The 18,738-nt window shown below is 68.6% G+C and carries 27 protein-coding genes and 3 tRNA genes; 15 read left to right on the top strand and 15 right to left on the bottom strand.

The genetic code is table 11. The annotated features are described in order from the left end of the window. Positions 1 to 49: 49 nt before the first annotated feature. The 3 genes from BHQ18_RS25095 to BHQ18_RS25085 are packed head-to-tail and all read left to right on the top strand — an operon-like array spanning position 50 to position 1,493. Positions 50 to 517 (top strand): carboxymuconolactone decarboxylase family protein, encoded by a 468-nt coding sequence (locus BHQ18_RS25095; RefSeq protein WP_069416367.1) that lies wholly within the window; start codon positions 50 to 52, stop codon positions 515 to 517. Further along, complete coding sequence (locus BHQ18_RS30965) at positions 514 to 723, top strand: hypothetical protein (protein WP_069416366.1); 210 nt, start codon at positions 514 to 516, stop codon at positions 721 to 723. Before BHQ18_RS25095 ends, BHQ18_RS30965 begins: the two co-directional genes overlap by 4 nt. Before the next feature lie 38 nt (positions 724 to 761). Further along, positions 762 to 1,493 carry a phosphotransferase family protein gene (locus BHQ18_RS25085; RefSeq protein ID WP_069416365.1) on the top strand — a complete coding sequence of 244 codons (732 nt, stop codon included), beginning with the start codon at positions 762 to 764 and terminating at the stop codon, positions 1,491 to 1,493. Here the strand turns inward: BHQ18_RS25085 and BHQ18_RS25080 are convergent. From BHQ18_RS25080 to BHQ18_RS25060, 5 genes are all read right to left on the bottom strand, one after another. Further along, the gene (locus BHQ18_RS25080; protein ID WP_069416364.1) at positions 1,490 to 1,810 is read right to left on the bottom strand and encodes a TFIIB-type zinc ribbon-containing protein; all 321 of its coding nucleotides are present in this window, start codon (positions 1,808 to 1,810) and stop codon (positions 1,490 to 1,492) included. The two genes, BHQ18_RS25085 and BHQ18_RS25080, sit on opposite strands and share 4 nt — an antisense overlap. Before the next feature lie 103 nt (positions 1,811 to 1,913). Then, positions 1,914 to 2,744 (bottom strand): galactan export ABC transporter permease subunit Wzm/RfbD, encoded by an 831-nt coding sequence (gene wzm / locus BHQ18_RS25075; protein WP_069416363.1) that lies wholly within the window; start codon positions 2,742 to 2,744, stop codon positions 1,914 to 1,916. Further along, a complete protein-coding gene (gene glfT1 / locus BHQ18_RS25070; protein WP_069416401.1) occupies positions 2,741 to 3,664 on the bottom strand; it encodes a galactofuranosyltransferase GlfT1 in 924 nt (307 codons plus the stop codon). The genes wzm and glfT1 overlap by 4 nt, the downstream gene beginning before the upstream one ends. A 20-nt stretch (positions 3,665 to 3,684) precedes the next feature. Beyond that, on the bottom strand, positions 3,685 to 4,476 hold the full coding sequence (wzt, locus tag BHQ18_RS25065) for a galactan export ABC transporter ATP-binding subunit Wzt/RfbE (RefSeq protein WP_069416362.1): 792 nt from the start codon (positions 4,474 to 4,476) through the stop codon (positions 3,685 to 3,687). Positions 4,477 to 4,486: 10 nt separating this feature from the next. Continuing rightward, on the bottom strand, positions 4,487 to 4,993 hold the full coding sequence (locus BHQ18_RS25060; RefSeq protein ID WP_069416361.1) for a bacterial proteasome activator family protein: 507 nt from the start codon (positions 4,991 to 4,993) through the stop codon (positions 4,487 to 4,489). A 283-nt stretch (positions 4,994 to 5,276) separates the two neighbouring features. Between BHQ18_RS25060 and BHQ18_RS25055 the strand changes: the two genes are divergently transcribed. Then, positions 5,277 to 6,473 (top strand): cysteine desulfurase-like protein, encoded by a 1,197-nt coding sequence (locus BHQ18_RS25055; protein WP_069416360.1) that lies wholly within the window; start codon positions 5,277 to 5,279, stop codon positions 6,471 to 6,473. 6 nt (positions 6,474 to 6,479) lie between these two features. On the opposite strand, the gene BHQ18_RS25050 is transcribed toward BHQ18_RS25055, so the two are convergent. After that, positions 6,480 to 7,454 carry an NAD(P)H-quinone oxidoreductase gene (locus BHQ18_RS25050; protein WP_069416359.1) on the bottom strand — a complete coding sequence of 325 codons (975 nt, stop codon included), beginning with the start codon at positions 7,452 to 7,454 and terminating at the stop codon, positions 6,480 to 6,482. 78 nt (positions 7,455 to 7,532) lie between these two features. Here BHQ18_RS25050 and BHQ18_RS25045 point away from each other — a divergent pair, with 78 nt between their 5' ends. The 3 genes from BHQ18_RS25045 to BHQ18_RS25035 all read left to right on the top strand — a co-directional run bounded on the left by BHQ18_RS25045 (position 7,533) and on the right by BHQ18_RS25035 (position 8,653). Continuing rightward, a complete protein-coding gene (locus BHQ18_RS25045) occupies positions 7,533 to 8,045 on the top strand; it encodes a MarR family winged helix-turn-helix transcriptional regulator (RefSeq protein ID WP_069416358.1) in 513 nt (170 codons plus the stop codon). 31 nt (positions 8,046 to 8,076) lie between these two features. After that, positions 8,077 to 8,163 (top strand) — tRNA-Ser (locus BHQ18_RS25040). A 73-nt stretch (positions 8,164 to 8,236) separates the two neighbouring features. Then, positions 8,237 to 8,653: a hypothetical protein gene (locus BHQ18_RS25035; protein ID WP_069416357.1), complete on the top strand. Its 417-nt coding sequence runs from the start codon at positions 8,237 to 8,239 to the stop codon at positions 8,651 to 8,653. Here BHQ18_RS25035 and BHQ18_RS25030 read toward each other — a convergent pair. The 4 genes from BHQ18_RS25030 to BHQ18_RS25015 form a co-directional block, all read right to left on the bottom strand. Beyond that, positions 8,644 to 9,144 (bottom strand): isoprenylcysteine carboxyl methyltransferase family protein, encoded by a 501-nt coding sequence (locus BHQ18_RS25030; protein WP_069416356.1) that lies wholly within the window; start codon positions 9,142 to 9,144, stop codon positions 8,644 to 8,646. The genes BHQ18_RS25035 and BHQ18_RS25030 overlap by 10 nt on opposite strands. A 9-nt stretch (positions 9,145 to 9,153) precedes the next feature. Then, positions 9,154 to 10,260 (bottom strand): type III polyketide synthase, encoded by a 1,107-nt coding sequence (locus BHQ18_RS25025; RefSeq protein ID WP_205866190.1) that lies wholly within the window; start codon positions 10,258 to 10,260, stop codon positions 9,154 to 9,156. A gap of 148 nt (positions 10,261 to 10,408) precedes the next feature. Beyond that, positions 10,409 to 11,224, bottom strand: a complete 816-nt coding sequence (locus BHQ18_RS25020; protein ID WP_069416355.1) for a crotonase/enoyl-CoA hydratase family protein — start codon at positions 11,222 to 11,224, stop codon at positions 10,409 to 10,411. Positions 11,225 to 11,242: 18 nt separating this feature from the next. After that, positions 11,243 to 11,683 (bottom strand): hypothetical protein, encoded by a 441-nt coding sequence (locus BHQ18_RS25015; protein ID WP_069416354.1) that lies wholly within the window; start codon positions 11,681 to 11,683, stop codon positions 11,243 to 11,245. 40 nt (positions 11,684 to 11,723) lie between these two features. Between BHQ18_RS25015 and BHQ18_RS25010 the strand changes: the two genes are divergently transcribed. Continuing rightward, positions 11,724 to 12,305: a TIGR03086 family metal-binding protein gene (locus BHQ18_RS25010; protein ID WP_069416353.1), complete on the top strand. Its 582-nt coding sequence runs from the start codon at positions 11,724 to 11,726 to the stop codon at positions 12,303 to 12,305. On the opposite strand, the gene BHQ18_RS25005 is transcribed toward BHQ18_RS25010, so the two are convergent. After that, positions 12,302 to 12,772: a DUF4334 domain-containing protein gene (locus BHQ18_RS25005; protein ID WP_069416352.1), complete on the bottom strand. Its 471-nt coding sequence runs from the start codon at positions 12,770 to 12,772 to the stop codon at positions 12,302 to 12,304. The two genes, BHQ18_RS25010 and BHQ18_RS25005, sit on opposite strands and share 4 nt — an antisense overlap. Continuing rightward, a complete protein-coding gene (gene hisC / locus BHQ18_RS25000; RefSeq protein WP_069416351.1) occupies positions 12,769 to 13,824 on the bottom strand; it encodes a histidinol-phosphate transaminase in 1,056 nt (351 codons plus the stop codon). The genes BHQ18_RS25005 and hisC overlap by 4 nt, the downstream gene beginning before the upstream one ends. A gap of 84 nt (positions 13,825 to 13,908) precedes the next feature. Here hisC and BHQ18_RS24995 point away from each other — a divergent pair. Both BHQ18_RS24995 and BHQ18_RS24990 read left to right on the top strand, forming a co-directional pair. Further along, a tRNA-Ser gene (locus BHQ18_RS24995) sits at positions 13,909 to 13,997 on the top strand. Between the two features lie 38 nt (positions 13,998 to 14,035). Beyond that, positions 14,036 to 14,108, top strand: a tRNA-Arg gene (locus BHQ18_RS24990). A 280-nt stretch (positions 14,109 to 14,388) separates the two neighbouring features. On the opposite strand, the gene BHQ18_RS30335 is transcribed toward BHQ18_RS24990, so the two are convergent. Beyond that, the gene (locus tag BHQ18_RS30335; RefSeq protein ID WP_131815739.1) at positions 14,389 to 14,919 is read right to left on the bottom strand and encodes a DUF732 domain-containing protein; all 531 of its coding nucleotides are present in this window, start codon (positions 14,917 to 14,919) and stop codon (positions 14,389 to 14,391) included. Between BHQ18_RS30335 and BHQ18_RS24975 the strand changes: the two genes are divergently transcribed. From BHQ18_RS24975 to BHQ18_RS24965, 3 genes are read left to right on the top strand one after another with little or no spacing between them, the layout of a single operon-like run. Next, positions 14,912 to 15,199, top strand: a complete 288-nt coding sequence (locus BHQ18_RS24975) for a hypothetical protein (RefSeq protein WP_069416399.1) — start codon at positions 14,912 to 14,914, stop codon at positions 15,197 to 15,199. The two genes, BHQ18_RS30335 and BHQ18_RS24975, sit on opposite strands and share 8 nt — an antisense overlap. Positions 15,200 to 15,213: 14 nt before the next feature. Then, a complete protein-coding gene (locus BHQ18_RS24970) occupies positions 15,214 to 15,717 on the top strand; it encodes a metallophosphoesterase family protein (RefSeq protein WP_069416348.1) in 504 nt (167 codons plus the stop codon). Continuing rightward, entirely contained in the window at positions 15,710 to 16,123 is a 414-nt protein-coding gene (locus BHQ18_RS24965) for an MmcQ/YjbR family DNA-binding protein (protein WP_069416347.1), read from the top strand. Before BHQ18_RS24970 ends, BHQ18_RS24965 begins: the two co-directional genes overlap by 8 nt. Here BHQ18_RS24965 and BHQ18_RS24960 read toward each other — a convergent pair. Further along, the gene (locus tag BHQ18_RS24960; RefSeq protein WP_109789406.1) at positions 16,120 to 16,416 is read right to left on the bottom strand and encodes a winged helix-turn-helix transcriptional regulator; all 297 of its coding nucleotides are present in this window, start codon (positions 16,414 to 16,416) and stop codon (positions 16,120 to 16,122) included. The genes BHQ18_RS24965 and BHQ18_RS24960 overlap by 4 nt on opposite strands. Positions 16,417 to 16,547: 131 nt before the next feature. Between BHQ18_RS24960 and BHQ18_RS24955 the strand changes: the two genes are divergently transcribed. Then, the gene (locus BHQ18_RS24955) at positions 16,548 to 17,405 is read left to right on the top strand and encodes an NAD(P)-dependent oxidoreductase (protein ID WP_084294359.1); all 858 of its coding nucleotides are present in this window, start codon (positions 16,548 to 16,550) and stop codon (positions 17,403 to 17,405) included. A 52-nt stretch (positions 17,406 to 17,457) separates the two neighbouring features. Further along, the gene (locus BHQ18_RS29700; RefSeq protein WP_308204749.1) at positions 17,458 to 17,667 is read left to right on the top strand and encodes an NAD(P)-binding domain-containing protein; all 210 of its coding nucleotides are present in this window, start codon (positions 17,458 to 17,460) and stop codon (positions 17,665 to 17,667) included. Positions 17,668 to 17,847: 180 nt separating this feature from the next. Here the strand turns inward: BHQ18_RS29700 and istB are convergent, their stop codons facing one another. Next, on the bottom strand, positions 17,848 to 18,651 hold the full coding sequence (gene istB / locus BHQ18_RS24950) for an IS21-like element helper ATPase IstB (RefSeq protein WP_069416344.1): 804 nt from the start codon (positions 18,649 to 18,651) through the stop codon (positions 17,848 to 17,850). Between the last annotated feature and the right edge of the window lie 87 nt (positions 18,652 to 18,738).

The raw sequence follows: 18,738 nt of genomic DNA, 5'->3' as shown, positions 1-18,738 counted from the left end.
GGGCTGATTGAACCATGCGGATGGGACATTGCGCAGTAGCGTCGAAGACATGACCCAGACACTGGAAGCCGTCGACCGGCTGAAGATCTACAAGACCTCGCCTGAACTGCTGGACGCGATGCTGGCACTGAGCACGGCGGCGGCCAAGGACGTCGAGGTCGAACTCGGCGAGCTGATCAAGATCCGCGCTTCGCAGATCAACCACTGCGCGTTCTGCCTCGACATGCACCTGCGCGACGCCCGCAAGCACGGCATCAGCGAGCAGAAGCTCGACCTGATCGCCGCATGGCGGGAGGCCGGCACGCTGTTCACCGAGCGTGAGCGGGCGGCGCTGGCGCTGACCGAGTCGATCACCGACCTGCACGACGGGCACGTCCCCGACGACGTGTACGCCGGAGCCGCCGCGGTGTTCACCGACCGCGAACTCGGGCAGGTGATCGCGATGGCCGTCACCATCAACGCCTGGAACCGCATCAACGTCGCGATCCGGCAGGCCCCGAGGGCGGCCCTGAAATGACCACCGAAATGACCACCGAGATGACCGGGGTCCGGCGGATCACGCTGCCGCAGGTGTCTCCGGAGGTCTACAAGGCGGTGGTGGCGCTGGACGCCGCGGCGTCCAAGGACCTCGATCCCGAACTCGCCGAGCTGATCAAGAACGGGAACTGGGCCAGGTCATCTCGATGGCCCTCACGATCAACGCCTGGAACCGAATCGGCGTGACCACCCGACTGCAGCCGTCGCGTCGCTAGGTTTCAGGTGTGCAGACCCGGTCCGGTGCAGAGATCGTCATCGACGGCGATGTCGTCCACAAACTGCACCGACCGGGTATCAACCCGCGTGATCTGACGGTCCGGCTGGGCGTCGCCGCCCGGTCGGACTGCCTGCTCTCACCGCTGCAGCCCGCGCCGGTGCGCATCGGCGAACGCTGGCGGACCCTCTGGCCCCTCGTCGAAGTGGTTGAGCCGCAACCGGATTCGTTGCCCTGGGCCGAGGCCGGCCGGCTGCTTGCCCGGCTGCACCGGGAGCCGCGGCCGTCGCGCATGGGGGTGCACGGAGGGCCGCAGCGCCTGCGCCGGGCCGTCCGGACCACCGGCGACCCGGTGGTGCGGCGGGCGGCCGCGGGCCTGCCCGACGCGGTGTGGCGGGCCGGTTCGCCGGGCCGCCCGGCGACGCTGGTGCACGGCGACTTCCACCTCGGACAGCTCGGCCGCGCCGACGGCCGGTGGCTGCTGATCGACGTCGACGACCTCGGCGTCGGCGACCCCGCGTGGGATCTGGGGCGCCCCGCCGGGTTCTGGGCCGCCGGGCTGATTCCCGACGACGACTGGCACCGCTTCCTCGACGCGTACCGCGGCGCCGACGGTCCCGCAGTCGGCGACGGCGACCCGTGGCCGGTGCTCGAGCCGTTCGCCCGCGCGGCCGTCGTGCAGGCCGCCGCCCATCATCCCGACGACGAACTGCTGCTGGCCGCCTGCGCGCGGATGGTCTAGCTGGAGAAGAACAGCCGGCCGAACCCCTGCTTGCGGTAGTACTTGTTGCCGCGGTGCCCCCAGCCCGGGCCGTACCCGTAGCCCTGCTGCGCGGGCGGTGGCGGCGGCGGCGCGGCCTGCACGAACCGGTTCTCCATCTGGGTGAGCGATTCGAGCTCACCGAAGTCCAGGAAGATCCCCCGGCAGGTGTCGCACTGTTCGAGGTGGATGCCGTTGCGCTCGTAGGTGCGCATCGAGCCGGCGCACTTCGGGCAGGTCAGGGTGCCGGCCGGACTCGACGGTGTCGACGACGGCGGCTGATATGGCGGGATGCTCATAGCCGCATAACGCTACGCCCGGGCGCCCCAGTTCCGCCGAGTGGCCAGTTATCCGTCGCCGAGCCGCCGAAACCGCGGGTTAAGTGGCCGCTCGGCGCGACCGTCAGACCCAGTAGGCGACGCGGGCGCGGTACTGGCGCATCGCGAACGCCGCGAGGATCCACCCGATCACGGTCAGCACGATCACCACCACCCAGTGCCGCAGTTCCTGGTCGGCGCCCAGCAGCGGGGCCCGCACGATGTCGAGGTAGTGCAGCAGCGGGTTGAGCTCGACGACCTTGGCGTACTGGGCCGCGCCCTGCTGCTGCAGGGTCGACTCGTTCCAGATGATCGGCGTCATGAAGAACAGCAACTGCACCAGGCTGACCAGAAGCGGGCTGATGTCGCGGTAGCGGGTGGCCAGGATGCCGAAGCACAACGCGACCCACACGCAGTTGAGCACGATCAGCGCCAGCGCCGGGATCACCGCGAGGTCGGTCCACGTCCACGGCTTCGGGAAGATGATCGCGATGATCACGAAGATGATGATGTTGTGCGCGAACAGCAGCATCTGCCGCCACACCAGCCGGTAGACGTGCACCGACAGCGGGGTCGGCAGCTGTTTGATCAGACCCTCGTTGGCGACGAACACGTCGGCGCCTTCCAGGATCGACGCGTTGATCAGGTTCCACACGATCAGCCCGAGCGTGACGTACGGAAGGTGTTCGGACAGTTCCAGTTTGAACAGCTTGGAATACAGCAGCCCCATCGCCACCGCGGTCGCGCCGGTGGCGATCGTGATCCAGAACGGCCCGAGCACGGAGCGCCGGTAGCGCTGCTTGATGTCCTGCCAGCCCAGATGCAGCCACAGTTCGCGCCTGCCGAACCCCGCGACCAGATCACCCCAGGCGCGGCTCATGGTCTTCGACTGCGCGGCGGCGTCAGTGAACGTCATCGATGATTCCCGTCAACCCGGTACTCAAACCTGCCGAACCTTTCCCTACGGCCCATGCGCCGCAACCGGATCCACTCCATCAGGGCGGCCGGATCGCGCCGCGACACCAGGAAGAACCAGCCGAAGCGCGCCCACTCCTGAAACTGCAGTCGCCGCAGCCCCGGCTGGGACAGCAGATAGCCGCGGTTGCGGTAGGTATAAAAGCGTTTGCGTTCGTCGTCGGGGTACTGCGTGTGCATCCGCCCGCCGAGGATGGGTTTGAACTCGTCGCCGCCCTGCGGGTGCAGGTACACCGCGTCCAGGCAGGTGCCGAACGGCAGCCCCGAACGCGCCAGCCTGCGGTGCAGTTCGGTCTCGTCGCCGCGCACGAACAGTCGCAGGTCGGGCACGCCGATCACCTCCAGCGTCGCGGCGGCGAACAGGGCGCCGTTGAACAGCGACGCGATCCCGGGCAGCAGGTCCTGCGCGGTGTCGGTACGCAGTTCCGAGACCCGCCGCCGCCATGCGACGCCGCGGCGCAGCGGGAAGGCCAGCCGCCCGGGGTCGTCCATGTCGCAGACCATCGGCGACACCTCGGCCAGGCCGTGCCGGGCGGCGCAGGCCAGCAGCGTGCCCAGCACCTCGGAGTCGGCGGGTCGGCCGTCGTCGTCGGCCAGCCACACCCAGTCCGCGCCCAGCGCCAGCGCATGCAGCATGCCGAGCGCGAAACCGCCTGCACCGCCGAGGTTTCGGCGTGAGCCCAGGTAGGTCGTCGGGATCGGTTGGCCGGCCACCAGCTCGGCGACGCGTGGATCGTCGTCGTTGTCGACGACGATCAGGTGGTCGGGGGCGCGGCTCTGCGCCGACACCGTCTCCAGCGACTTGGCCAGCTCATCGGGACGCCGGTGGGTGACCACCACCGCGCAGACGGTGTCCGTCACGCCGACGCCGGTCGAATCGGTCATCCTGACCGGGTCTCTTCGAGGACCTCGCGGACGTGGCGGGCGGCGTCCTCGCCTTCATACGCGCGCACGACGTCCTCGATGCCGCCCGACATCTTGATGGTGCCGTGGTCGATCCACATCGCGGTGTTGCACAGCCGGGCCAGGAACTCGTTGGAGTGGCTGGCGAACACCAGGATCCCGGACCGCTCGACCAGTTTGGCCAGCCGCGACTGCGCCTTCTTGAGGAACTCGGCGTCCACCGCGCCGATCCCTTCGTCGAGCAACAGGATCTCGGGGTCGATGCTGGTGACCACGCCCATCGCCAGGCGCACCCGCATACCGGTCGAGTAGGTGCGCAGCGGCATCGACAGGTAGTCGCCGAGCTCGGTGAACTCGGCGATCTCGTCGATCTTGGCGAGCATCTGCTTGCGGGTCTGCCCGAGGAACAGCCCGCGGATGATGATGTTCTCGAAACCGGAGATCTCCGGGTCCATTCCGACACCCAGGTCGAACACCGGTGCCACCCGCCCGGTGACGGTCGCGACGCCGCGGGTGGGTTCGTAGATGCCCGAGAGCAGGCGCAGCAGTGTCGACTTGCCCGCGCCGTTGTGGCCGACCAGCCCGACCCGGTCGCCGAGTTCGAGGTTCATGGTGATGTCGCGCAGCGCCTCGATCACCACGACGTTGGAGTCGTTGCGGCCGATCGCGCCGCCCGCCTTGCCGAGGAAGGCCTTCTTCAGCGAGCGCGACTTGGCGTCGAAGATCGGGAACTCCACCCACGCGTTGCGCGTCTCGATGCGGGGGACCAACGCAGGCCCTTTACAGGTACTGCCCGGTTCCCGGATGTGACGGGCCACCGCGGGCCGCCATCCCGGGCGGCAGCGCACCCTGTCCGCGCATCTGCTCGAGCTGCTGGCGCGCGGCCATCTGCTGGGCGAACAGGGCGGTCTGGATTCCGTGGAACAGGCCCTCGAGCCAGCCCACCAGCTGGGCCTGGGCGATGCGCAGCTCGGCGTCCGAGGGCACCCCCTCTTCGGTGAACGGCAGCGTGAGCCGCTCGAGCTCCTCGCGCAGTTCCGGTGCGAGCCCGTCCTCCAGTTCGGAGATCGACGTGCGGTGGATCTCGCGTAGCCGGTTGCGGCTGGCGTCGTCCAGCGGCGCGGCCCGCACCTCCTCGAGCAGCTGTTTGATCATGGTGCCGATGCGCATCACCTTGGCGGGCTGCTCGACGAGGTCGGTCAGCGACTTGTTGTCGGAGTCCTGGCCGTCCTGACCGTCCTGGTCGGCGTCACGGCTGATGATCTCGATGTTGTCGTCGTCGGTCATATGTCCGGTGTTCCCTCTGGTTTCCATCTAACCCGGCCTGTTCGGACCGGGCCCGGCCCACGGCCGCAAACCATCTAGCGACACTAGTCCGTGACGGTAACCCACCTGGTCGCCGCCACCGCGGGAGCGTCAGCAACGGCCGCGAGATCAGCACTCCGATCCCGAAGCTCACTGGACTAGTATGGCTGCCCAGTGGACCCCGTCAGGACTGGCGGGTCGCGCCGACGTTCGGCCAGGGCCGGATCGGTTTGTGCTTTTCACGGACGCTCGAAGGTGGGCAGGCATGGCGTACGACGTCGCCCGGGTGCGAGGGTTGCACCCGTCGCTGGGCGACGGCTGGGTACGGTTCGACGCCCAGAACGGAATGCTGCTGCCCGACACCGTGGGCCGGGCCGTGTCGACGGCGTTCCGCGCGTCGATGCCGACGCCGGTCGGCCCGCATCCGTCGGCGCAGCGCAGCGCCGCCGTGCTCGCGGCCGCCCGCCAGGCGGTGGCCGACCTCGTCAACGCCGACCCGCGCGGGGTGGTGCTCGGCGCCGACCGGTCGATCCTGCTGACGTCGCTGGCCGACGCGTCGTCGTCGCGGGTCGGGCTGGGCTACGAGGTCGTGGTGACCCGCCTCGACGACGAGGCCAACATCGCGCCCTGGCTGCGGGCGGCCAATCGGTATGGCGCCAAGGTGAAATGGGCCGAGGTCGACATCGAGACCGGCGAGCTGCCGGCCTGGCAGTGGGAGAGCCTGATCACCCGGCCCACCCGGCTGGTGGCGATCACGTCGGCGTCCTCGACGCTGGGCACGATGACCGATCTGCGGGCGGTCACCAAGCTCGCTCACGACCAGGGGGCGCTGGTGGTGGTCGACCATTCGGCGGCCGCGCCTTATCAGCTGATCGACCTCGACGAGACCGACGCCGACGTGGTGGCGGTCAACGCGCTGGCCTGGGGTGGGCCCCCGATCGGCGCGCTGGTCTTTAGGGACCCGGCGGTGATCGAGACGTTCGGCGCGGTGTCGCTGAACCCGTACGCGACGGGCCCGGCGCGCCTGGAGGTCGGCGCGCACCAGTTCGGTCTGCTCGCCGGCGTGGTCGCCAGCATCGAGTACCTGGCCTCGCTGGACGAGGCGGCAGGCGGTTCCCGGCGCGAGCGCCTGGCGGTGTCGATGCAGTCGGCGGCCTCGTACATGAACCGGCTGTTCGACTACCTGCTGGTGTCGCTGCGCTCGCTGTCGACGGTCATGGTGATCGGCACACCCGAGGCCCGTATCCCGGTGCTCAGCTTCGCCGTGAGCGACGTGCCCGCCGACCGCGTCGTGCAACGGTTGGCCGACAACGGGATCCTGGCGATCTCCAATGCCAGCTCGCGGGTGCTCGACGTGATCGGCGTCAACGACATCGGCGGCGCGGTGACCGTCGGCCTGGCGCACTACACCACCACCGCCGAGGTCGACCAGCTGGTGCGCGCGCTCGCCTCGCTCGGCTGACTTCGCTCAATCACTCACGCGCAGAAGCACTTTGCCCGACACCTCGCCGGACTGCAGCAGTTCGTGCGCCGCACCTGCCTGCTCGACGCCGAACTCGGCGCCGATGATCGGGCGCACCTGCCCGCTCTGCACCATCGGCCACACGTTGTCGCGCACCGCGGCGACGATCTCGCTCTTGCTGCCGCGGCCGGTGACCGGGCGTGCCCGCAGCGCGGTGGCGATCACGCCCGCGCGTTTGGCGAGCAGTTTGCCGATGTTGAGTTCGCCCTTGACGCCGCCCTGCATCCCGATGATGACCACCCGCCCGTCGGCGGCCAGCGCGTCGATGTTGCGGTCCAGGTAGGCCGCTCCGATGATGTCGAGGATCACGTCGGCGCCGCCCTCGGCGGAGACGCGTTCGACGAAGTCGTCGTCGTGGTAGTTGATCAGCACCTCGGCGCCCAGTTCGGCGCACAGGTCGAGTTTGTTGGCCGAGCCGGCGGTCACCGCAACCCGGGCTCCGAGCGCGCGACCGACCTGGACGGCGTGCGTGCCGATGCCGCTCCCGCCGCCGTGGACCAGCAGCAACTGACCGGCGGTCAGCCCGGCGGTCATCACCACGTTCGACCACACGGTGCAGGCCACCTCGGGCAGTCCCGCCGCCTCGTGCAGGCTCACGCTGTCCGGCACCGGCAGCACCTGCCCGGCGGGCACCGCGACGTACTCGGCGTAGCCGCCGCCGGCCAGCAACGCGCAGACCGGTTGGTCGACCGTCCACCCGGTGACGCCGGGCCCGACGGCGGCCACCGTGCCCGACACCTCGAGCCCGAGGATGTCGCTGGCGCCCGGCGGGGGTGGGTACTTGCCGGCGGCCTGCAGCAGGTCGGCCCGGTTGATGCCGGCGCTGGTCACCTTGATGAGGAGTTCGCCGTCGGCGGGTGAGACGTCGGGAACCTCGGTCCAGGTCAGTCCGGTTTCCGCGCTGGCCACAATCGCTTGCATTCAAACAACGCTACTATCCTGCGAAAACAGTCGGACGTTTCCCTTACCAGCAATCCCGTCGGTGTTTACTATGTCGACATGGAGGGGATGATCGCGGGGCGTACGGCCAGTGATATGCCGGGGTTGGATATCGCTGAGCAACGGTCTTGGCAAAATTTTCTGGATTCGGCGCTGCGGCTCTACGCGACGCTGAATCGGGCGCTGGTGGACGCGCACCACCTGACGCTGAACGATGTGCGGTTGCTCGACATGTTGGACAAGTCGCCGACCGGGTCCGCGCGGATGGGGGATCTCGCGGAGGCGTTGATGTCGCTGCCCAGCCGGGTCACCCGGCAGATCCGGCGCCTGGAGTTGCAGGGTCTGGTCCGTCGCGGCGCCAGCCCGGACGACGGGCGCGGCGTGCTGGCCAGCATCACCGACGACGGCCGGACCGCGGTGCGCGAGGCGATGGCCACCTACGGCGAGGGTGTGCGCGCGCACTTCCTCGGCCGATTGTCGCGACCGCAGGTGGCGGCGATGGGCGAGAACTGCCGCCGGATCAGCACCGCGCTCAAGACCGGCCCGAACAACGCCAAGCTCGGCCGCGTCTGAGTCCGCCGGGCCGGCCGCTACGCTTGTCGGCGGTGGCGTGGCAGAGCGGCCTAATGCACTCGCCTTGAAAGCGAGAGACGGCTAACACCGTCCGGGGGTTCAAATCCCTCCGCCACCGCCGTTCATTGGCACCCGATCGCGGCGCCGGATTGGCTCCTGACTTCCGGTGCGCCGCGAACTAGCGTGACGCCATGACTACGACGCCGACGCGCACGCCGACCCGGTTCGTCGAGGTGACGCTGATCGTTTTCGGGCTGTACGCCCTGGCCATCGGGTTGTTCATGCTGTTCGCCCCCGGCGCGTTCTTCGACACGCTCGGCAATTTCGGCGTGCGCAACGACCACTACATCTTCGACAACGCGACCTTCGAGATTCCGCAGGGCCTGCTGCTGCTGGCTGCGGTGCGACGCCCGAGTTGGCGGGTGCCGGCGTTGGCGTTCGCGACCGTGCACTGGGCGCTGCACTCGGTCAGCCACATCGTCGACCCGCACCACGGCGCCGGCGACTGGATCGGCTGGCTGGAGGCCGGCGGGCTGGTGTTCACCACAGCGATCCTGGCAATGGCATTGCGCGCCAGCATCATCGACGCCAAGGCGCGTCAGGCGTAGCCGAGCGCGGCGTTCTCCGCCCGGATCCGCACGTTGAGCACCAGCGCGTTGGCGATGCTGAACACGACCGCGGTCAACCACGCCGAATGCACCAGCGGCAGCGCGGCGACCTCGACCGCCACCGCGGTGTAATTCGGATGGTGCAGAACGCGATACGGGCCGCGTCGCACCAGCGGCGCACCCGGGATCACGATCAGCCGCGGGTTCCAGTGTTTGCCGAGCAGCGAAACGCACCACCACCGGACCGCGGTGCTCGCGCACACCAGCGCCACCATCGGCCAGCCGAGCAGCGGGATGAACGGCCGGTGCGCGGTGGCCACCTCGACCACGCAGGACACCAGCAGCAGCGTGTGCATCGCCACCATCACCGGGTAGTGCCCCTGGCCGAATTCCCTGCCGCCGTTGGCAATCGACCATCGGGTGTGGCGGCGCGAGACCACCAGCTCGATCAGCCGCTCGACGCCGACCGCGAGGATGAACAGGTAGTACATGGTCGTCTCCTACCAGCTCAGCAGCAGCATCTCGAAGCTGAATCCCGGCCCCATCGCCAGCAGTACGCCGAGCGACCCCGGTTCGGGCGGCGCCGCGAGCGTGCGGTCGAGAACGTCGAGAACCGAGGCAGACGAGAAGTTCCCGTTCTCACGCAACGAGTTCCGGCTGTGCGCGTTGGCCTCCGGCGGCAGGCCCACCGCCCGGTCGACGGCGTCGATGACCTTGGGGCCGCCGGGATGGCAGATCCAGGTGGAGATGTCACCGACGGTGAGCCCGTGGTCGGCGAGGAAGCGGTCGACCTCGTCGCCGAGGTGGTCGTCGGCCATGTGCGGGACGTCGCGCGACATCACCAATCCGAACCCGGCCGAGCTGACGTTCCAACCCATGACGTCGACGGTGTCGGGGAACAGTCGGCTGCGGGTGGCCAGCACCGCGGGCCCGTGCGGAATCGTCGGCGCCGCGGGCACCCGGTCGGCGCCGGTGACGACGACGGCGGCCGCCCCGTCCCCGAACAGACAGGCCCCGATCAGCGCCGGGATCGACGTGTCGTCGCGCTGCAGGGTCAGCGAGCACAGTTCGACCGACAGCAGCACCGCGACGTCGGATGGGAAGCCGCGCAGGTAGTCGTGCACCCGGGCCATCCCGGCGGCGCCGGCCACACAGCCCAGGCCGAACAGCGGGATGCGCTTGATGTCCTGGCGGAACCCGATCCGCGACGCCAACCGCGCGTCGACGGTCGGCACCGCGACACCGGTGCTCGACACCATCACGATGGCGTCCACCTCGTGCGGCGCGACATGCGCGGCCTCCAGCGCTGAGCGCACGGCCCGCTCACCCAGGTCCACGGCCACCTGCAGGTAGGTGTCGTTGGCCTCGGTGAAACCACTCAGCTCCGGATAGCGCGACAGGGGCAGCGCCAGGCTGCGGGTCTGCACCCCGCTGGTGCGGGCGAAGCGCAGGAACTCCGGGCCGCCGACGCTGGCCAGCGTCGAGGCCACCTCGTCCTGTTCGTAGCGGTGTGCGGTGAAGGCGACGGCGGTGCCCCCGATCCGGGGTGCACCGGTCCACTGGCCGGGGTGCTGATCGATGGATGGGAAATGTGTTGTGTCTGTCATGAACAGGGCACGGCGCGCGGCGCAGCCCCGTTCACCGAAGTGACACAACGCACATCAGAACGCCGAAATCCGTTGTGCTGAACCAGTTTTCACTACACCGCGGGTCTGGACAGGCGCTGTGTCGCGGTTGGGAGTTTCCTGTAAACCGTTACTCGCCGGTGAATTTCGGTGGCCGCTTCTCGAACATCGCGGTCACCGCCTCGCCGAGGTCCTTCGACGGCAGGAACGCCGAGTTCCACGCCGCGACATAGCGCAGGCTCTCCGAGACGCGGGCGGTGCGCTGTTGATCGAGAACGTCCTTGATGCCGTGCACGGTCAGCGGCGGGTTGGCCGCGATCTCGGCGGCGGTGGCGTGGGCCGCGGCGAGCGACGCGTCGGCGTCGTCGTACACGTCGTTGACCAGCCCGATCTTCTCGGCGCGCGCCGCGTCGATGTCCTTGCCGGTCAGGGTCAGCTCGCGCAGGTGCCCGTCGGACAGGATCAGCGGCAGCCGGGCCAGCGAGCCCACGTCGGCGACGATCGCCAGCTTGACCTCGCGCACCGAGAACTTGGCGTCGGTGCTGGCGTAGCGGATGTCGACCGCGCTGATCAGGTCGACGCCGCCGCCGATGCACCAGCCGTGCACCGAGGCGATGGTCGGGGTGCGGCAGTCGGCGACCGCGTTGATGGCGCCCTGCATCTTCAGCAGCGTGGTGTGGAACCCGTGCCGGCCCTTGGCGCCGGCGTCCAGGCCGGGCAGGGTGGCACCCATCGCGGCCAGGTCCAGCCCGTAGCTGAAGTTGCGGCCCGAACCGGTCAGCACGATCGCGCGGACCTCGGGGTCGGCGTCGAGCGTGCCGAACACCTCCGGCAGCTCGGCCCAGAACGCGGGGCCCATCGCGTTGCCCTTGCCCGGGCCGATCAACGTCACACGGGCGACGTGCTCGGAGATGTCGACGGTGACGGATTCATAGGTGTCGGCCATGGCGCACAGGCTAGCGACTCACCGTCCGGGGATTCCGATGACCACCTCATTGACTTCCGCATTGGGCATGAACTGGCACATCGCGTCGGCCATCAGCAGCGCCACCATCTCGGCCTCCTGACCGGACCGGCCGCCCTGGTTGGTGATGATCACCCGGATCACGGCCAGCTTGGTGGCGTCGTCGAGCCCGGTGTACTCGCTGCAGGACATCGTGGCCGCGTTCGGCGGCGCAGGCACCTCGGGCACGTCGGGGCCGGGCAGCCCGGGAATCCGGATGTCCGGGATCGGGATGTTGGGCAGTCCCGGCAGCGTCGGCGACGACGGCTGGCGCGACGGTGCCGAGGTCAGCGGCGGGCCCGGTTCGGTGGTCATCGCGACGGAGCCCTCGGTGGTCTGCTGGCAGGCGCTCACACCGAACACGATCAGCGCCGCGGCCGCCACCCGCACGTGCGTCTTCATCCCGGCAACGATATGCGCATGCACGACGTAGCGTGGCTTCATGCCCGATGACTTGCGCGCCGGACCCGACTCACCCCCGACCGACGAGCTGCGCAGCGCCGAGAAGTCGTTCGCGGTGCTGCAGCACGTCCTGCACGGCATCGCCGCCGACGATGTGCACAAACAGACGCCGTGCCGGGAGTTCGACATCGCCGGGCTGACCGAGCACCTGATGAACTCGATCACCGGGCTCGGCGGGATCGCGGGCGCGCAGTTCGGTGACCGCGACCGTGACGCCCCGATCGAGCAGCAGGTGGTGCTCGCGGGCCGTGCCGCGCTGGACGCCTGGCGCCGGCGCGGGCTCGACGGCACGGTGAACTTCTTCGGCAACGAGGTGCCCGCCAAGGTGATCCCCGGGGTGCTGTCGATGGAGTTCCTGGTGCACGCCTGGGATTACGCCGCCGCGCTCGGCCGCGACGTGGACGCCCCGGAGTCGCTGTCGGACTACGTGCTCGGGCTGGCGCAGAAGATCATCACGCCGGAGGGCCGGGCCAGGGCCGGGTTCGACGACCCGGTCGACGTCGGCGCCGACGCCGGCGCGCTGGAACGCCTCATCGCCTACACCGGCCGGCGGGTCTGTTAGACCCGTTCGAGGTAGAAGTACAGGTGCCGGCCGGCATCGAGGGCGCCCTTGCCGTTCATGATGCCGACGACGGTGGTGTCGTCGACGACCTTGAAGTGGTCGTGCACCGGCGCGCCGTCGTAGACCATCGTCGCGGTCACCTCGCCGCGGAACTCCTCCATCCACAGGCTGGCCTCGCCCTTCATCGCCTCGGTGTTGGAGAACCTGTTGCCGTCGGCGTCCAGACAGACCAGCGGTTTGGCATCGGTGGCCGAGACGAATGTCTTGCCGAACCAGTTGAGCCGCTCCATGAAGCCGTTGGCCTTGTGGCCGGTGTGGAACTCGCCGCCCTTCCACTGGCCGATCATGAACTCGATCGAGGCGGGCGCCAGCGTGGCCCAGAACGCGTCGAGTTCGGCGTCGGCGATCGGTTCGGTGCGCTGGGTCAGCTCGGTGAACGTCTCGCGGGCGGTGCAGGCGGAGGTCATCGGTGTCCAATCCAGCGTCGGGCGAAGTCGAGGAACGCGTCGTTCTCGTGGGCGGCGGCGACGGTGACGCGCACGCCGTCGTCGCCGTAGGGGCGCACGATGATGCGGTTGTCGGCCGAGGCCTCGGCGAACTCCTGCGCGCGTCCGGGCAGCGGCAGCCACACGAAGTTGGCCTGCGAGTCGGGCACGTCGTAGCCGGCCTCCCGCAGTGCGGTGGTGACGCGGTCGCGTTCGGCGACCACGGCGTCGGTGCGTTCGAGGAGTTCGTCGGCGGCGTCCAGCGAGGCGATCGCGGCGGCCTGGGAGACGGTGGTGGCGGTGAACGGCACGTAGACCTTGCCCAGAGCGGTGATGATGTCGGGGTCGCCGACCGCGTATCCGATGCGCAGTCCGGCCAGCCCGTAGGCCTTCGAAAAGGTGCGCAGCACAACGACGTTCGGGTACGCGCGGACCAGGCCGAAGCTGTCGGGCAGCAGTGGGTCGCGGATGTACTCGACGTACGCCTCGTCCAGAGCGATCAGGATGTGCGGCGGCACGGCGGCGACGAAGCGGGCCAGCGCGTCGGGGTCGACGACGGTGCTGGTCGGGTTGTTGGGGTTGCAGACGAAGATCAGCCGGGTGCGGTCGGTGATCGCGGCGAGCATCGCGTCGAGGTCGTGGGTGTGGTCTTTGAGCGGGACGGCGACCGGCGTGGCGCCGGCGGTGCGGACCTGCAGCGGGTAGATCTCGAAGCTGCGCCAGCCGAACAGCACTTCGTCGCCGACGGTGGAGGTGATCTGGATCAACTGCTGGCACAGGCTGACCGATCCGCAGCCGACCGAGATGTGCTCGGGCGCGAAGTTCACATGTTTGGCCAGCCGCTCCTTGAGCTCGATGTAGCCGTTGTCGGGGTAGCGGTTGACCGATTCGACGGCCTCGGCGATCGCCGCGCGGACGGTGGGCAGCGGGCCGTGCACCGTCTCGTTGCTGGCGATCTTGATTGCGCCGGGGACCGTCCTGCCGGGGGTGTAGGCGGGCAGGTCGGCCAGTTCGGGGCGCAGCCGGGCAGTCACCGCACCAGTTTATGGGTCGGCTCGACGCGCTTTGCCTCGCGCCATAACGCATGTGTACGCTGTCGCTTCGGCGGTAATCGTCGAGGAGGCGTGCCAGAGCGGCCGAATGGGGCTCACTGCTAATGAGTTGTCGCCCTCAAAGGCGACCGGAGGTTCAAATCCTCTCGCCTCCGCCGCGGCTGTCCGCAGCCGACAACTGAAGATTGGCCATGCGCCCGTAGCTCAACGGATAGAGCATCTGACTACGGATCAGAAGGTTGGGAGTTCGAGTCTCTCCGGGCGCGCTCAGACCGACGACGTGAAGTTTCGGTGCCCTTAGGCGCACGGGTTCAGCCCACCCGAGTTAGAAGACTCTACGAGATATTGAAGTCATCGCCGAAATGGAAGTCCCCGTCTTTGATGGCTGCGTCCACGCAGATGCCGCCGTCCGGCCGCAGGGCGGGCCATGCGAGCCGGACCAAGCCCTCAGCTTCAACTAGGCATCTCGACTCGGCGAAGGAGTGCTGCCCGATCCTCGGGATACCGTTCGGGCTGCCTGTCTGCCCCGCGCGGGGCAATCCCGATTTAGGTGAACGTCCGGATCACGTCGGGGCAGTACGCCTTGGCGGCCTCACCGGCGAAGGTGGTCGCGACCTGGCGGGGAATGCCGCCGGTCACCAGACCGGAGATCGCCCAGGCAAAATTCTTCGTCGATTTCTTCATCTGCTTGCAAAAGCCCTTGGCCATGCCTTTGGCGATATCGGAATCTCCGAATTGCACACCCGCGGCGTGCAGTGCGGCGATGAAAGCGTCGTCGGCGGCGTCGGCGCGCGCGGTGGCGGCATTCATCGGGGCCAGGGCGATCAGTAGGCCGACGACCGCGGCCACCATCATCCGGACCGGCAACGTCGAAATTCGGGAAATCCGCATCGCCCAACTGTGCCCTGTTATGGACGCGATGTCCAAATTTCCGCAATATCGCCAGCGATCCAGAAATTCGCCCAGCAAATCGATCTTGACGGCCGGGCAGCACCGCGACGACCGGTTCGGTTTCGACTCCCGCCCGCGGGCTATCCCACCGGGCGGCCCTGAGCAACCGGGAGGCGCGATGGTCACCGAACCGGAACGAGACGTGCAAGCCGCCGAAGAGCGGGCGCGCGAGGCGCGTGACCGTGCCGCGCGGGCCGGGCTCTCCGCGGCCGAGAGTTTCGAGCGATCCGCCCGGCTGCACGAAGAACTGGCCGGACTGCAGCAGGACACAGCCAGCCGGGGCATACCGGCCCCCGAGGTGAACCTCGAGTCCTCGGCCCGGCACCGCGAGGCCGCGCAGGAGGACCGCACGCTGGCGCATCGGAAGCGGGAGGAGTCCGAGGCCGACCTCAACGGGCCGGTTTGACTAGATTGGGAACAGTGCGGCTGCTGTTGATCGCCGATACCCACGTTCCCAAGCGCGCCAAAGACCTGCCCGCACCCGTGTGGGAGGAAGTGTCGAAGGCCGACGTCGTCGTGCACGCCGGCGACTGGGTCGAACCGTCGTTGCTCGACGAACTCGAGGCGCGCGCCAAACGGCTGGTCGCCTGCTGGGGCAACAACGACGGAGCCGAACTGCGCCGGCGCCTTCCCGAACGCGCCGACATCACACTCGGCGGCCTGCGCTTCACCGTCGTGCACGAGACCGGCGCGGCGACCGGCCGCGAAGCCCGGATGGCCAAGGCCTATCCCGACACCGACGTCCTGATCTTCGGGCACAGCCACATCCCGTGGGACACCCACACGAAAACCGGGCTGCGCCTGCTCAACCCGGGCTCGCCGACCGACCGGCGCCGCCAGCCCTACTGCACGTACATGACGGCCACCGTGCGCGGCGGCGCCCTCTCCGAGGTGGTGCTGCACACGCTGGAGCGCCGTGCGTGACCGGCCGGCGCGGGTCGACGACGTGCACGCGATCGCAGCGTCCATGCCGCACGTCAAACGCATCGAGGGCCCCAAGGGCAATCCGATCTATCAGGTCGGTGGAAAGTCGTTCGTGTACTTCCGCACACCCCAACGTGACGCCGAGGACCCCGAGACCGGCGAGCGGTACACCGACGTGATCATGATCTGGGTCGAATCCGAGAGCGACAAGCTCGCGCTGACCCAGGATCCGAAGGCGCCGTTCTTCACCACGCACAAGTTCGACGGCCATCCGTCGGTTCTCATCCGGGCCAGCCGGTTATCCGAGATCGGCCGCGCAGAGTTGACCGAGCTCATCCAGGACGCCTGGCTGTCGCAGGCCTCACGGCGCCGCGCCGACACCTGGCTGGCCGAACATCAGCGCTAACCGGCCTCCGCCGCGCAGATCAGGTCGATGTGCCGAGTCGCCCACTCGCCCAACGGGTTCAACGCCTCGAGCAGTTCCTCGCCGGCCTCGGTCATCGAGTACTCCACCCGCGGCGGGACCTCGTGGTAGCTCTCCCGGTGCACGACACCGTGGCGCTGCAGTTCCTTGAGGTGCTGGGTCAGCATCTTCTGCGAGATCCCGTCCAGGCTGCGGTGCAGCGCGTTGAACCGCTTGGGCCCGCCCTGCAACTCCCACAGGATCAGCGGCTTCCACTTTCCGTCGACCACGGCCATCGCGGCATCCAGGCCGCAGGTGAATCTGCCAAGTGAAGTCACAGGTCACCTCCATTAGTTTCGAAAAGGTAAGTATCGCACTTTTTAGTGGGTACTTGTCGGAAAGTGTGCGCCGCTCCCACGATGATGCCATGACAACTTTCATCGGCCTCGGGGAAATGGGTTCGGCGCTGGCCCGCGCCTCGCTGGCAGCCGGCCACCGCGTGACCGTGTGGAACCGAAGCCTCGCCAAGACAACGGCTCTCGTCGACCACGGCGCGGATCTGGCCGCCTCGGTGGCCGACGCCGCCGAGGCGTCCGACGTGCTGATCGTCTGCCTGTTCGACCACCGCTCGGTGCACGACGTGCTCGATCCGGTGGTCGACCGGCTCGCCGGCCGTGAGGTGATCAACCTGACCACCACCTCGCCCGACGGCGCCCGGGAGCTCGCGCGGTGGGCCGCCGACCACGACGCGACCTACCTCGACGGTGGGATCATGGCGATACCGGAGATGGTCGGTACCGCGCAGTCGAAGGTCCTCTACAGCGGATCCCAGCGGGTGTTCGACCAGAACCGCCCATTGCTCGAAACCTGGGGTTCCGCAGAGTATTTCGGCGACGATGCCGGGATGGCGTCGCTGTACGACCTGGCCCTGCTCGCGAGCATGTACGCCATGTTCGCCGGGTTCTTCCACGGCGCGGCGATGGTCGGCGCGGCCGGTGTGCCTGCCAAGGAGTTCGCGGTGCGGGCGGCCGACTGGCTGCGCGCAATGGCGCCCGCCGTCATCGACTACGCCGACGTCATCGACGGCGGGGACTATGCGGTGCCCGGCCAGCAGAGCCTGGAGTTCTCCGACATCAGCGACATCGTCGCCGCCAGCGGCGCCCACGGCGTGAGCACCGAACTGGTCGACGTCGTGCAGCGGCTGATCCACCGGCAGATCGACGCGGGTCACGGCGCCGAGGGCTTCGCCCGGGTCATCGAAAGCCTCAAGGCGGTCGCGGCATGACCACCGTCACCGTGCTGGGCCTGGGGCCGATGGGCCGCGCCTGACCGCTGCCGTGCTCGACGCCCGATACCGCACTACGGTGTGGAACCGCACCGAAGCGAAAGCCCGCGAGGTGCTCGACCGCGGGGCGGTCTGGGCGCCGAGTTCGGCCGGGGCCGTCGCCGCCTCTGACGTCACGCTGATTTGGCCAGTAAGAAACCCGTCGGCAACGGATCCGCCGCCGTCGACGTCCGTTTCGGATGAGGTGGCAAGTGTCACGTAGAGATCTCGCAGCGCAAACGGGCACAACCAACGAATAGAGGGAAGCCGAGACTCGGGAGCACGATCCCAGAGTTCGACGTCGACATCTTTTCCGACGAGGTGTTGCGGATGTCGACGGCGGCTGAAACTTGACCCCCTGGCGGCAGGTGAAAATTGACCCCCTGCCCGGGGTGGTTGGTGATTATTCCTCAGCATTGGTGGCCGCGGTAGGTGTGCGGCCGAGGTCTCGGTCTTTGAGTCGGTAGCTGTCTCCCTTGAGCGTGATGACTTCGGCGTGGTGGACGAGGCGGTCGATCATGGCGGCGGCGACGACGTCGTCGCCGAATACTTCGCCCCAGCGGCCGAAGGCTTTGTTGGAGGTCACGATCAGGCTGGCGCGTTCGTAGCGGGCTGAGACCAGTTGGAAGAACAGGTTGGCAGCTTCGGGTTCGAAGGGGATGTAGCCGACTTCATCGATGACGATGAGTGGGTAGCGCCCGAGTCGGGTCAGTTCGGCGTGGATGCGTCCGGCCTGGTGGGCTTCGGCTAACCGGGCGACCCATTCGGCGGCGGTCGCGAACAGGACGCGGTGGGCGGCCTGACACGCTCGCATCGCTAGTCCGATGGCCAGGTGGGTCTTTCCGGTGCCGGGTGGACCCAGGAACACGACGTTGTCGCGGGCGGTGACGAAGTCCAGCGTCCCGAGGTGGGCGATGATGTCGCGTTTGAGTCCGCGGGCGTGATCGAAGTCGAACTCCTCCAACGACTTGCGGGCCGGGAAGCGGGCTGCGCGGATGCGTCCCTCACCGCCGTGGGATTCGCGGGCGGAGACCTCGCGTTGCAGACAGGCCGCCAGGTATTCCTCGTGGGTCCAGTTCTCGGCGCGGGCGCGTTCAGCGAGCCGGGCGATCGAGTCACGCAGGGTGGGTGCCTTCAGGGCGCGGGTCAGATAGGCCAGCTCGGCGCTGACATCGCGGCCGGGCGTGCTGGTTTTGGTGGTGGCCATCAGGCGGCTCCGCCGTCGAGATCGACTCCGAACGCGGCGTCGTAGGCCGTCAGGTCCCGCACCGCCACCTCGGTTTCGGCTGGTGGC

Source organism: Mycolicibacterium flavescens (genome assembly GCF_001722335.1).
Taxonomy (GTDB): domain Bacteria; phylum Actinomycetota; class Actinomycetes; order Mycobacteriales; family Mycobacteriaceae; genus Mycobacterium; species Mycobacterium flavescens.
This window is presented reverse-complemented; position numbering and strand designations above follow the sequence as displayed.

Excerpts from the sequence above, each read along its gene's own strand:
- BHQ18_RS25095 (WP_069416367.1), top strand. The coding sequence starts at position 50 with ATGACCCAGACACTGGAAGCCGTCGACCGGCTGAAGATCTACAAGACC.
- BHQ18_RS30965 (WP_069416366.1), top strand. The coding sequence starts at position 514 with ATGACCACCGAAATGACCACCGAGATGACCGGGGTCCGGCGGATCACG.
- BHQ18_RS25080 (WP_069416364.1), bottom strand. The coding sequence starts at position 1,810 with ATGAGCATCCCGCCATATCAGCCGCCGTCGTCGACACCGTCGAGTCCG.
- wzm (WP_069416363.1), bottom strand. The coding sequence starts at position 2,744 with ATGACGTTCACTGACGCCGCCGCGCAGTCGAAGACCATGAGCCGCGCC.
- BHQ18_RS25060 (WP_069416361.1), bottom strand. The coding sequence starts at position 4,993 with ATGACCGACGACGACAACATCGAGATCATCAGCCGTGACGCCGACCAG.
- BHQ18_RS25055 (WP_069416360.1), top strand. The coding sequence starts at position 5,277 with ATGGCGTACGACGTCGCCCGGGTGCGAGGGTTGCACCCGTCGCTGGGC.
- BHQ18_RS25050 (WP_069416359.1), bottom strand. The coding sequence starts at position 7,454 with ATGCAAGCGATTGTGGCCAGCGCGGAAACCGGACTGACCTGGACCGAG.
- BHQ18_RS25045 (WP_069416358.1), top strand. The coding sequence starts at position 7,533 with ATGGAGGGGATGATCGCGGGGCGTACGGCCAGTGATATGCCGGGGTTG.
- BHQ18_RS25035 (WP_069416357.1), top strand. The coding sequence starts at position 8,237 with ATGACTACGACGCCGACGCGCACGCCGACCCGGTTCGTCGAGGTGACG.
- BHQ18_RS25030 (WP_069416356.1), bottom strand. The coding sequence starts at position 9,144 with ATGTACTACCTGTTCATCCTCGCGGTCGGCGTCGAGCGGCTGATCGAG.
- BHQ18_RS25025 (WP_205866190.1), bottom strand. The coding sequence starts at position 10,260 with ATGACAGACACAACACATTTCCCATCCATCGATCAGCACCCCGGCCAG.
- BHQ18_RS25020 (WP_069416355.1), bottom strand. The coding sequence starts at position 11,224 with ATGGCCGACACCTATGAATCCGTCACCGTCGACATCTCCGAGCACGTC.
- BHQ18_RS25015 (WP_069416354.1), bottom strand. The coding sequence starts at position 11,683 with ATGAAGACGCACGTGCGGGTGGCGGCCGCGGCGCTGATCGTGTTCGGT.
- BHQ18_RS25010 (WP_069416353.1), top strand. The coding sequence starts at position 11,724 with ATGCCCGATGACTTGCGCGCCGGACCCGACTCACCCCCGACCGACGAG.
- BHQ18_RS25005 (WP_069416352.1), bottom strand. The coding sequence starts at position 12,772 with ATGACCTCCGCCTGCACCGCCCGCGAGACGTTCACCGAGCTGACCCAG.
- BHQ18_RS24975 (WP_069416399.1), top strand. The coding sequence starts at position 14,912 with ATGGTCACCGAACCGGAACGAGACGTGCAAGCCGCCGAAGAGCGGGCG.
- BHQ18_RS24960 (WP_109789406.1), bottom strand. The coding sequence starts at position 16,416 with ATGGCCGTGGTCGACGGAAAGTGGAAGCCGCTGATCCTGTGGGAGTTG.
- BHQ18_RS24955 (WP_084294359.1), top strand. The coding sequence starts at position 16,548 with ATGACAACTTTCATCGGCCTCGGGGAAATGGGTTCGGCGCTGGCCCGC.
- istB (WP_069416344.1), bottom strand. The coding sequence starts at position 18,651 with ATGGCCACCACCAAAACCAGCACGCCCGGCCGCGATGTCAGCGCCGAG.